This window comes from Brenneria corticis (assembly GCF_003115855.1).
In the GTDB taxonomy this organism is placed as follows: Bacteria; Pseudomonadota; Gammaproteobacteria; order Enterobacterales; family Enterobacteriaceae; genus Brenneria; species Brenneria corticis.
In genome coordinates this window covers 268,604-279,562 of sequence record NZ_KZ819072.1, presented here as the reverse complement: position 1 = coordinate 279,562, position 10,959 = coordinate 268,604, and the positions used below count along the sequence as shown (strand labels likewise).

General features: G+C 47.6%; 8 protein-coding genes and 2 pseudogenes. All 10 read right to left on the bottom strand.

Features of this window, described 5'->3' with window-relative positions; all coding sequences use genetic code 11:
- Position 1: 1 nt before the first annotated feature.
- The 10 genes and pseudogenes from DDT56_RS03180 to DDT56_RS03135 all read right to left on the bottom strand — a co-directional run bounded on the left by DDT56_RS03180 (position 2) and on the right by DDT56_RS03135 (position 10,933).
- Complete coding sequence (locus DDT56_RS03180) at positions 2–3,298, bottom strand: STY4851/ECs_5259 family protein (RefSeq protein ID WP_136165054.1); 3,297 nt, start codon at positions 3,296–3,298, stop codon at positions 2–4.
- Between the two features lie 401 nt (positions 3,299–3,699).
- Positions 3,700–4,122: pseudogene (locus tag DDT56_RS03175) on the bottom strand (phosphorothioated DNA-binding restriction endonuclease); the annotation flags it as partial.
- A 185-nt stretch (positions 4,123–4,307) separates the two neighbouring features.
- Positions 4,308–4,673, bottom strand: a pseudogene (locus tag DDT56_RS24745) (sulfatase-like hydrolase/transferase); the annotation flags it as partial.
- Between the two features lie 31 nt (positions 4,674–4,704).
- The gene (locus DDT56_RS03165) at positions 4,705–5,250 is read right to left on the bottom strand and encodes a helix-turn-helix transcriptional regulator (RefSeq protein ID WP_136165053.1); all 546 of its coding nucleotides are present in this window, start codon (positions 5,248–5,250) and stop codon (positions 4,705–4,707) included.
- A 108-nt stretch (positions 5,251–5,358) separates the two neighbouring features.
- Entirely contained in the window at positions 5,359–6,807 is a 1,449-nt protein-coding gene (locus tag DDT56_RS03160; protein ID WP_136165052.1) for a flagellin N-terminal helical domain-containing protein, read from the bottom strand.
- Between the two features lie 15 nt (positions 6,808–6,822).
- On the bottom strand, positions 6,823–7,269 hold the full coding sequence (locus tag DDT56_RS03155) for an IrmA family protein (RefSeq protein ID WP_136165051.1): 447 nt from the start codon (positions 7,267–7,269) through the stop codon (positions 6,823–6,825).
- 134 nt (positions 7,270–7,403) lie between these two features.
- Positions 7,404–7,688 (bottom strand): YkgJ family cysteine cluster protein, encoded by a 285-nt coding sequence (locus tag DDT56_RS03150; RefSeq protein ID WP_136165050.1) that lies wholly within the window; start codon positions 7,686–7,688, stop codon positions 7,404–7,406.
- A gap of 48 nt (positions 7,689–7,736) precedes the next feature.
- On the bottom strand, positions 7,737–8,765 hold the full coding sequence (locus tag DDT56_RS03145; protein WP_136165049.1) for a hypothetical protein: 1,029 nt from the start codon (positions 8,763–8,765) through the stop codon (positions 7,737–7,739).
- A 12-nt stretch (positions 8,766–8,777) separates the two neighbouring features.
- On the bottom strand, positions 8,778–9,344 hold the full coding sequence (locus DDT56_RS03140) for a hypothetical protein (protein WP_136165048.1): 567 nt from the start codon (positions 9,342–9,344) through the stop codon (positions 8,778–8,780).
- 17 nt (positions 9,345–9,361) lie between these two features.
- A complete protein-coding gene (locus DDT56_RS03135; protein ID WP_136165047.1) occupies positions 9,362–10,933 on the bottom strand; it encodes a hypothetical protein in 1,572 nt (523 codons plus the stop codon).
- Positions 10,934–10,959: the final 26 nt, after the last annotated feature.

Below are 10,959 nucleotides of genomic sequence, written 5' to 3'. Positions count from 1 at the left end.
TTTATTTTTCCGTAACGTTACGCAGCAAGCAGTACTGAAACAAAGCGTTAAACCAGCGAGAGTCAAAATCTCTGACCTGACGTAAGAAAAATACGGCACCGGGTTCATGACCAAAAACACTGGTATAGGTTGTTTTGCCGCTGGCCACTGCGGCGGCAAAAATTGGCAGCCATGCAACGGCATAGCGAAAATGCGTATCTGGAGAGATCTCAATGACGGGATCGGCTTGCGACTGGATCCAGTGATAGAGGCGTGGGCCGCCATATTCCGGCCAGCGGGACTCCCCATGCTCGCGAAGGAGCTCCTGATACCAGCCCTGAATAATGTCTTTCATTATCGACGGCGGAATACTTCTCGGTAAAGTGGCCAGGCTGAGCCATTCGTATATCTCGCTTGAGTAAGTTGGAAAAACCGTCCCCAACCGTTGGTACATCTTATTGATGAAACCACTCTGCATTTCCGAGGATGCGCCTTTACTCGTCATGAAGGCTTTCATTCTTGCTGCTGCGTTTTTGATTTCCTGAACCGGTAAGAACTCCCAAAAGACTGGGAATTCAGCTTCAATTCTTGCGAGATATTCAGATGACATCTCGAATTTAAACAACGACATTGCCAGTGCCTGGGGGGACTGGAACAGTGCACGCCATACCTCGAATGTTGCCAACGGCAGGTAACCAAATTGATCATAAAGGCTACGCAGAAATTGCCATCCTGAGTGTGCCGGGTCGTCAGCCATCTGCTCCAGAACCAGAGAGATCGTATTAACTTCGACTCCAGGCTTAAAAAGTTGGGTGGCTTTTTGCAGAGAGAGGACACTTTGCCTTTCAGTTTCCGGTCGTTGCTCACCGCGAATAAAACAGGGTCGGAATGCGGTTTCTTCGCCCGGTTTTGGCAGAACCAGCCAGGGGCCATTTTTCCCCACAACCGATCCCAGCTCAAATTCTCCTACCGGAACACTCTCGCTCATTCTGGATGTCAGAGGGATGGATTTTCGTTCTGGCTCGCTCAGCAACATGATGACAGGTGAAGGCGCTTTCCCTGATGCGTTGTGAATCGAATTGGAACGCAGTAATTGCAATGCCGGATCGTATTCCAGGCTGTATTTATAGCGCCGGATTTGCCAGTTGCCGTTACCGCCTATGCCGCTGATCCGCATATCCACAATCTGGTCAATCCCCGAACCGAGGGAAAGTAAGTTTTCAATATGTTCTTTCAGGCTATAAAGATTGATTTCAAGCGGGCGTTCACCGGCGTTATAACGCCACTCATGCCATGCCTGCTGTCCACTGTTTGAACGCAAGCGTAATTCAAGTGTGAAACGCGTCGGCTCGCCATTTTTGCCAAAAAGGAACGCCCGTGAGCCCAGTAAATCGGTGATGGTGATATTTTTTGCCAGCCGCTGGCCTTCCGCATCAAAAGCAAGGCAACCACTGGATGGGAATGGCATAACAATGCTAACAGGGGCTTCCATCAAGCTCGGAGTCACCTGTAATTGCACAGCCGCCGGGGGCACACCTTCCGCTTTGATCACTATTTCTGTTTTGTTCCCATTGCGTTTGCGACCCACTTCCAGCGTTTTATCTTTTAGTGCATACAAGCAGTTATGGTGTGTGTGTATGACGATCATACCTTCGTTAGCTCGTTCACCGCTCTGTATCTCAATCTGAAAATCCGCAGGTAATATTCCAATTTTGCGACGTAACAGCGTTTCATTATTCTCATTGCGGATAGATAAGAAATGCGTTCCCATGGCGTCATGCAGCTCGCACACATCAATATCTTTACCGCTTAAAAAACGGCTGTAGCGAATCGCTGGTATACCCATTTTTTGCATGACTCGCGGGGCACCAAGAAAGACATCGTCGGGATAGGTCGTCCAGCTCAGACGCTTACCCTGTAATTCCAGACCAGGCTGGCGAACCTGCTCCAGTCCCACGCGAATGCGATAGTTCTCTTCACCTTTAATGAGAACATCCTGACGTCCTTTCGCCATCAATACGGGACAGCCGAAAGCACGACTTTCCAAAGACGAATGGCTATCAGCCACAGCCAGTTGTCCACCTTCGGGAAAGATAATTAAAACATCACTGCTACGAACGCTGCATGAAGCATGTCCTTGCAATGACCATGCGTCCTCTTCACGCGCAAAAACCAGTGGAACATCACCGACGGCGATTTCACTCCCGGCAATGTTGACCTCGCCGATCATCACACCACCCGCACGAGCAACTAGTGACAAACGGGTGGCAGGTCGATGTCTGTCGAACTGGACTTCATTTTTACGCAACCGCACTTTGGCATGCCTATTTTCTAGCGTAGCGTAAGCGCTACCCAGATTAATCCTATCTTCTCCATCCTCGCACACAGCCAGTTCAAAGCGGGTCGTTGAGGGCTCACTTAACAGTGGAAAGGTCATCTCATCCGGCAAAGAAAGATGGGTACGCAATGTATCGGGGTTTCGTTCTGACCAAAAAAAGAGGCATGCCAGTGACTTATTTCTTTTTAGTCGGGGCTGGCTTTCCGCCGATGCAGAACGCAGCAGGCCATTAAGGAATTGAGTACCCGTGTCATCGTCAAGTGGCATTGGGAAACTGTCGCGCCATTTGGGATGCACGCGATCAAGCTCTTTCACAGGTTCAGCATGGGTACTGAGATCATAAAGTTGCACCAAAGAGATCAATTGCTCTGCCATACGAGCGATTAATTCTATAGATGTATCTTCCTGAAATACCTGAGGAAGAGACGACTTTTCAACCATCATCTGGACTAATGTCGGCGTCGAGTGTCCAAATAGCGTGGCTTGTTCATATTGATTAAGAATGCGGGAAAAAACCGACTGGAAACGACTATCTGACTGTTTCAATAGCTTGAAAGGCAAACCACCTTCACTAAAAAGTGAACCAAGAAAATTACGGCGTTCTGATTCATAAAACCGAATAGGGCGCTCCCAAAATCCCTCCAATCCTTTTGGCATCAAAACACTTAACTCCGAGGGAGACAAACTGACGCCCAGAGCAGTGTGAATGGGATCCCAGCTCCATCCACAGTCCCGACCATAATCTCGGCGGTACCATTCAGAGCAAAAAAGTGTAAAACAGGCTGCGTAGCCTTTATCATTTTTTAGTTTTTCAGGCTGCCCGATTTCTCGCAGAAGCCGTTTTAGATCGGCGTATTCATCGCTAGTTGCATGATATTCATATAAAGGCCGACCATCCGTTTTTTTTAAACCACGACGGGTAAGAAACTTCGCCAACCAGGGGGTGCATTTGAATATTGAAACGAGGTCAGACTGACTCAAAGCAAACTCCTTGCTAATAGTGTAGTAGTCAAATCGGGTGATCTTGACCCGCCATCACCCTCTATAAGTACGCTATCGTGCGGTATTCGGTATTGGTGCAAAAGTAGGACTCGTCACCGTTTGTATATCGTTGAACGTCGAACCTTGGCTTGCACTTTTCTTTTCAGGGAGCAATGTCATCAGTTCGCTAGGCTCTTAGCCTTTGTTACCACGATTTAGGTTATCTCATGCTGACCGAGCTTATTAAGCGATATTTGCAAACTATTCTTTCTTCCTGTGTATCGGGCTGGAAAAATTCTATATGTTGCCAAGCACGGAGAATCTCATTTTTGAGAGAAATTTAGGCTATCATAGCTATCTGATTATTATTCAAAAATGAATTATAAATGCTGTATTCCAGGTTCGCTTAAGATCTGCTGAGCCAGTTTATCGATGAGTTGCGGCTGTTTGCATAATAGCTGATAGCTGGCTTCATCAAATCCCCCCATGACATCGTGCTGAATCAACTCGCGGTTGGGCGGTTGTCTGCTCCCTTTCTGCAGCAAACAACGCTCATCATTCTGCAACTGCCAGAAACCATCTCCCCTCAGCCGCCAGAATGGCATCTCCGGATAATGAGCACGCCGCTGTGGCCCAAAGCTGTTCAGAAGGGCCAGGATATGCGGACGAATTTCGTCGCCATAGTGAAACAAGCGCGAATGCCCTTTCTGATAGGCTGAAAGCACATAAAGCAATAACAATGGTTTATGTGGCGCACGCTGGTCGCCTTTACGCCACATAGACATATTGGTTATCGCCGTTTGAAGTGCTTGAACAGATGACATAATTCAAAATAGGCAAAAAAAGGGATTATTGTGATGATGCTCGCAAAATCAGTGTGGTTCAAGTGGTTTGCACCACATACTGCATACAGGGATTTGAAGCCGGTAGCTATAGGTTAACTACCAGTAAATAAAGTACTTTTTTCGATAATAATTTCTTTTTATTATTAATAGTTAGCTATGATTTATTACTCAGTTTTAAGCGTATCAATAACCGAAGGCAACGCATCAAAATCTTTCAGTCTGTTCTTCTTATACGGATTGCCGATCCCGCAGATTGTCGGCCTGAAATCCTCACTGACCAGGCTTTTCCCCGGTTCGTAGAAGTCATGGCTTAGCCCTGCTAAATCTGCCCTGGTATGGATGAGATGGGCTCTGCTGTATTTCCGGTCCGCATACGCAGCATACTGGCGGGGATGGCCATTCGGGCGACAGCCACAGGATAAACGGAACAGTGTACATGGCTCGGGTTGGCGCACTTTCGTTACGGCCCAGCACGTTATGCGGTGGGCTTCATATACCTCCTCGCCGTGGTCGGAAAAATAGAGCAAAAAACGTTGAGCTGATGGCGGGAAAAAGTTTCAATCAGGCCGCCCGACAGAAGCTGGTTATTCTATAATGCTTGGCATTGCTGATGCCTCGCATATTTGAAACCTTTGATATCAGTAAAAATGTGAGTAAGTCTTTTGTTCCATATTTTTTATAAATATTATTTTTTATATTATTAGCCGTTTTGGGGGTGATAGACATGTGTTCTGCGATAAAATTTATTGTTTCCCCGCCAAGCCAATAATCAAAAAACACTTTTTCATGAGGCGATAGCGATATTGTCTTTGATTTTATTTCTCTAAAGAAACAGATGCTATAGATGATTTTTTTAATGATATTGACAGATGTGTGCTTGGATAAAATAATGATTCTTTTCGCTATCATAATTGGACTGTGATTGCGATTATTCAGTACAATAATAAAGTCAGTTGGATAATTGATAATAATTTCACTTAACATATTGATATCGATAGTGTATTCAGCATCAAAAATAGTTATGGATGCATCAGTGCAATCATATTTCATGATGTTCTCAAAAGCTTTGGTAGTAAACAGGCAAGCGCTGAAGATATTAATGCTCATAATTTTTATTATTACATGAAAATACAAATTTTATTAGCTCATGTTTGAGCTGGAGGTTAATCTATTTCAATGACTTGTAACGTATTTTTTCACCAGATCAATTCACCATTATCCTTGCAATAGCGTCAGCACAATTTCCGATTGCTGATTGGCCTGCGCCAGCATAGAAGTGGTTGTCTGTTGCAGGATCTGTACTTTCGTCATTTCTGATACTTCGACAGCATAATCGGCATCAGTAATACGAGAGCGAGCGTCAGAAATAACAATAAATCCCTGGGAAAGCTGGGAGGTTATCAATTCAAAACGATTCGTCAAGCTACCGTATTGACTGCGATAACTGTTTATCGTTTCCAGAGCCTGATCGAATGTGGTTATTGCTGCTCCCGCGCTTTCAGCGGAAAGCAGTGAAGCACCAGTTAATCCTAACGTTTCGCTATCGGCAGGCGTCGGGTCGATGGTGATGGCATGCACATCGCTGCCATAATTTGCGCTGACGATAATTGTCGTGGTCTGGCTGGTTGGCGTTCCCGTATCGATTTCTTCCGTTGGTATCGGCAGTTCGTCCCAGCTCGCGCTGGCAGTGAATATACCTGACCCCACCACCATGACAATCAGGTCCTCAGTCACAACATCAATATTCAGCGTTTCTATCGTATTTTCACTGCTAGGAATATTACCGTCGTTATACCCACCGGTTGTATCATCCTCGAAACGATCCTCGTCACCGCTATAGGTGATGATCATCCCGTTGTAACTCAATTGGGTGCCGATGCTGGTATCGTAATCATCCACTTCCAACAGAGAATCAGCCGAATACTCAGCGTCAGGCAGGAAACCATTGGATTCGGTTATTACGGATGCGTTCATGGAAGCCGTACTTGTGATGCCATTTTCTGTCCAGACGGCATCGGCATCGTCGCCCTCTACTGGTGTGCCGGTCAGATGGGTACCATCACGTGTAAACAACTGAATATCGTCTTCCGGGCCGGCGAGACCATCCACGGTGATGGTAATGTTCTTAGCGCCCGCAGGAATAAAGGCCAGAGAAACTATTCCTGAGGTAAAGGTATACGTCTGCCCTTCGACTGGAAATTTTGCACTAATGGATTCCGTGTCGCCTAAATTAACCGGTTGGGTGGTTTCAGCAGAGGCAAGCGGATATTGACCGAATATCTCTGTTGTGGACGCGATGTTATCTATTTCGTCAACAATTTGCAGATATTCGTTGTTCAGGCTCTCCCGGTCGGAATCGGATAACGTGCTGTTTGCCGCCTGAACGGCTAGCGTACGCGCCCTTTGCAGCAGATTATTGATTTCATCGAGCCCACCCTCGGCGGTTTGCATCAGGCTGAGGCCATCTTGAACGCCTTTGGCGATCGTACTGTTAGCGTTCAAATTCGCGGTCATCCGGTTGGCGATAGCCTGACCGGCGGCGTTGTCTTTCGCGCTGTTGATGCGCAACCCGGAGGAAAGTCGCTCGATAGCCTGCCCCAGCTTCGAGGTCGTTTTACTCTGCTGGTTCAGAATCGTTAAATAATTGTTATTAAGAGAAACCATAGATCGCCTTAATATTCACCGGTTTGTTTTCTTTCCGTCGACCAAGACGGTATATGGCTTAAATTCCCGCGTGGTGAATTCAGTGACCGGAAGGATTTTCTTTTCGCTCCCGACGATTTCAGCCACTTTGGTGATATTGATGGTCAAATCACTTTCACAGTAATTTTCACCTTCCAGTAGTGCGGTTTGATAGCGGGTAGCGTCCGAATCACCAAATGGCTCTACGTTCAACGTATCCTTTTGCTGCACCTTTCCGCTCTTATCCAGCACATCAACAGAGATTTCTAATTTCCCTACCGGCTCACCAAACGCTCCGCCGTTATCCAGCGTGAATTGTGCGCTACATACTCCCTGACCCGCCCAAACGGTATCCGTATGCCAGATTTCTATCGCGTGGACATTTCCGATAGTGGCCAGCGTTATTAGCGCAGTGAATGCGGAGACTTTGAATAAACCTGCCATTTTGTTCTCCTTTCCATTCTGTCGGTTGTGACATTTTGAATGAGATATATTCCAGCCTTTAGACGACATTCTGTATCGCTTTATCCGAAAACTTTCATTCTGATAGTATTCAGCGCTACATTATTTATAGCGGCTTAGATATCTCCGTCATTCAATTGCCGGCAAACCGTCAGGTTCAATGCAACAAACGCTTCCCACGAGTAAAAGCGGGCGTAGTTGAGTCGGTATTGCAAGTCCACTCGGCAAATATCCGGACGCTCGTGGTAAATGCTGCATCCTTTACTGGCCGCATCGTAATGCCGACAGGTGCCGTCTCCCCGGTCAAGATAGCGGGTTTTCTGTGCCAGATTAACGCGTTGGCAGCATAGCCCACATTGGGTGCAGGGAAAGGGAGAGGCGTTTTCGTTACAGTGCGTCATATCTTCCAGAAGTCAGGCTCGCCTGTTACCGCGAGCCTTTTGTCAGGATCAGGCGGCCGGTGTGTCCAGCGCAGATTTTTTGCCATCGGCAACAGCTGAAATATCCAGGATGCGCTTTTCCGTAGATAACACCAGATTACCGTCTTGATCGAGGATAGGCGTGTCGATCAAGGCTTTAAGTAACTGTGCATATTTGACGGAGAGGAAAACGGTTTCCTTGCTTTCCTGAGGGAAGGATGCGAAGTTTTCGCCATGTTTTTCAATTGATTCCTTTATTCCACGCACAGCACCGCGCAGGCGTCCACTGGTATGGGAGAAGGTTTTGTTTGCCAACACCGTGATTTGTTCGATGCACTGGAGTTTTTCCAGCATCAGCTTGCCCTGATCGCAAATGGTTTTTGCCTGCTCCATGTTGCTGCGTGCGTTGTTCAGCGCTTCTTCACCTTTATTTCCCATAATATGGCCGAAAATAGCCAGCGCCGGACCGGCGACAATCCCGCCCAGCACCATCATGCCGCCCGCCATGCCATAACCACCGGCGGCCAGAGTGCCGCCGCCTAACCATGCCAGGGTAGCATTGGTCGCCGCAACGCCCGAAAGGGTCGATATTGCGGTGCCGGTGCCGGCCGTGGCCAGCAGCATTGTGCCGTTGTAGGCGCCGAAAGCCAGCGCTGCGCCGCTGCTCATGCCAGCGCCAAGGCCCAGGCCGGCATCTTTGAGCATCTGATAGTTTTGCTGCAAACCTGTGAGGGTCGTTGTTGTAAAATCGCCCGCATTCAGTTTTTCCAGTTCCGGGCTTTCGACCAGATTGACATTCTTCAGGCGGCCGAAGGTTTCGATAAAGTCGCTAACCACGCCGTTAAATGCCCGCAATTTGCGCTGACCATAATCTTCGATAGTGTTATTTGTCGCTTTACGGCTGTTATCAATTTCCTGATTGATGCTGTCCACCATACTCTGAGCACTTTCATTAATGTCTGTAGCGTTACTTTGATCTATAGCGCCGCTAACGCCTTTAGCGATACCGTAAATACCTGCTGCTGCGGCAACGGCGCCGATAATAATTGGAATGGGCATGTCATATCTCCTTTATTCAAGAACGAGGGCAATTGTTTTACTTATTTCATTGTTCAATACTTCAGCGCGATCCAATAGATCCTTAAAGATAAAATCCTGTAGTTGATAATGCAGTTGAATCTCCTTAAGCAGCGACCATTCAATGTTGGAAATATTGCCGTCGCGAAGCGCAATAAGAATCAGTTGGAAAAGAATAATTTTAGGGATGGTAGGTAAATCGGCTCGCTTTTCTTCAAGTAACGTTTTTAAAACCGCAGTGGCGGCCTGCACGCGGCTTTCCGCCGCATCTATTTTGGTAAGCGGGAAAGCTTTCAGTTTTTCCGTGAGCTTACTTGCGATTGACGTCGCAGATATATCGATTACCGATAGATCGGGGGTTTTGACGGATTGTTCCAGTTCAGACAACAGTTCGTTTTCCTGCTCGCCTTGCTGAATGGACAAAGCATTAAGATCGGAATCCGACGTCAGTTCATCCTTGGTTTTCCCGTCCCACAGTAGAGGTTTATCGCAAAGCGCCAACAGTCTGGCGAGGTCAAGAAGAAGCGCTTTTTCATCATCCGGCAACAGTTTGATAAGCATAAGTATCCTGATTTTTCTCACAGCGTTAAAGGTCGGTCAGAGTCCATAAATTCCTCGAACTCCGACATCGTCTGGAATTGCAATTTTTTGCCTAACAGCGTGGCATATTCATTGATGGCAGAAGTCAGGCTATCAATGTCATGAGGGCTATTTGCAACGGCTTTAAACAGAAGTTCTGTTTCTCTGCGTAATTGCGGTATTTCCCGATGGGTAAAATCGTCCAGCATGGCCTGTTCTTTCGCTATGCGAGCACGTGCAACCGTTTGGATGACACTGATATGTTGTAATCTTTCATGTGAAAGGGCTGCACCCCGCGTAGCTTCCAACGCGCTTTGATAGAACATGGAAGAAAGTGTGTAGCCAATCATGCCGCCGATAACCGCACCGACAACAGGGATAGGAATAGCGACCTGCCCAAACGCAGCCATCATGCCGCTGGACAGCATGCCCGCGCCTTTTTCTCCGACTTCGTTCAGGAGTTCAGCTTCGCTGATTTCGTCATTGACGTAGCGTTTGATAGAACTGCCCAGAGACAAGCAAATATTGACGGCCAGTGCCGGGGCACTGGTGCCTGCAATGGCGCGTAATGTTTGTTTTTCGGATTGTTGCAGAGCCGCTTTGATGGCGGAGCCCGCGAAGGCGGTACCGTAGCCCAGCGCTGCTGCTTTGGCTGTATCGGCGGCAATATCCTGTACTGCATCGCCCAGCGTTTTGTCCTGCTGAACCACGTTAAACACGTTGGTTAATAACGAGATCGCTCCGCCAATCGCAGCACCGTATTTGGCGCCTTCAATACCGGCACGGTTGCTGGTACGCGCAATATCTATTGCGGTAGCCCGTTTGGGATGCTCACGGTAATAAATTGCCTGTTCGGTAGTCAGGCCGCTGTCAGATACATTGTCGGCGAGCTGATCATAATTATCGGCTTCACGGCGCAGCTTATCGGCAACATCCTGTTTGCCCAGTGTTTCAACTTTATCGGCCTGATTGCGAAGCTCCTGGGATTTCTGACGGCAAAACGTCTCTGCACCTTCGAATTGTTCTGACGGTAGCTCAAGTTTGACTCCGCGATAGCGTGCAAATTTGCCGTCTTCTTTTGCGATTTTATTGAAGAGTTGATTCCGGTCGCCGACAAATTTCATCTGGCTTTGTGAACCGTCGATAATATCGCCATCGAGGATCTGCACGCGATCCACGACGTTATGGTTTTTGCCATACTCAGGCAGATCATCGCTGCGAACGGTACGAGTCGGATTACGGCTGATAATCGCCTCTGCATTATCGCGGCTGGTCGCGGCGATTTCTGCGGAGAAACCCGCCTGCTGCTTTATATTTTGTGCTGCATAGTCGGGATTAACTTTGTGCTTCGCCACATCAGCCAGACCTTTAGCAAACTGTTGGCCTGTTTCATTATCGACGCCGCGATACCCTTTCAGATACTCGGCGCTGGCGCTGCCAAAGCGCTGCACAACTTCATCACTTGCCAGCGCAGTTGCCGTGCGAAACTTATCCTGCTGTATTTCATCCTTACGATGATGGCTTTCGTCGGCCTTGAAGGAAAATAACGTGTCGTGATCATTGTTTTTCATAAAAGACCTCGAATAGATGCGTTTGC

Bases quoted from the DNA above. Each gene is read 5' to 3' on its own strand.
- DDT56_RS03165 (WP_136165053.1), bottom strand. From the start codon at position 5,250: ATGAGCATTAATATCTTCAGCGCTTGCCTGTTTACTACCAAAGCTTTT.
- DDT56_RS03155 (WP_136165051.1), bottom strand. From the start codon at position 7,269: ATGGCAGGTTTATTCAAAGTCTCCGCATTCACTGCGCTAATAACGCTG.
- DDT56_RS03160 (WP_136165052.1), bottom strand. From the start codon at position 6,807: ATGGTTTCTCTTAATAACAATTATTTAACGATTCTGAACCAGCAGAGT.
- DDT56_RS03135 (WP_136165047.1), bottom strand. From the start codon at position 10,933: ATGAAAAACAATGATCACGACACGTTATTTTCCTTCAAGGCCGACGAA.
- DDT56_RS03150 (WP_136165050.1), bottom strand. From the start codon at position 7,688: ATGACGCACTGTAACGAAAACGCCTCTCCCTTTCCCTGCACCCAATGT.
- DDT56_RS03145 (WP_136165049.1), bottom strand. From the start codon at position 8,765: ATGCCCATTCCAATTATTATCGGCGCCGTTGCCGCAGCAGCAGGTATT.
- DDT56_RS03140 (WP_136165048.1), bottom strand. From the start codon at position 9,344: ATGCTTATCAAACTGTTGCCGGATGATGAAAAAGCGCTTCTTCTTGAC.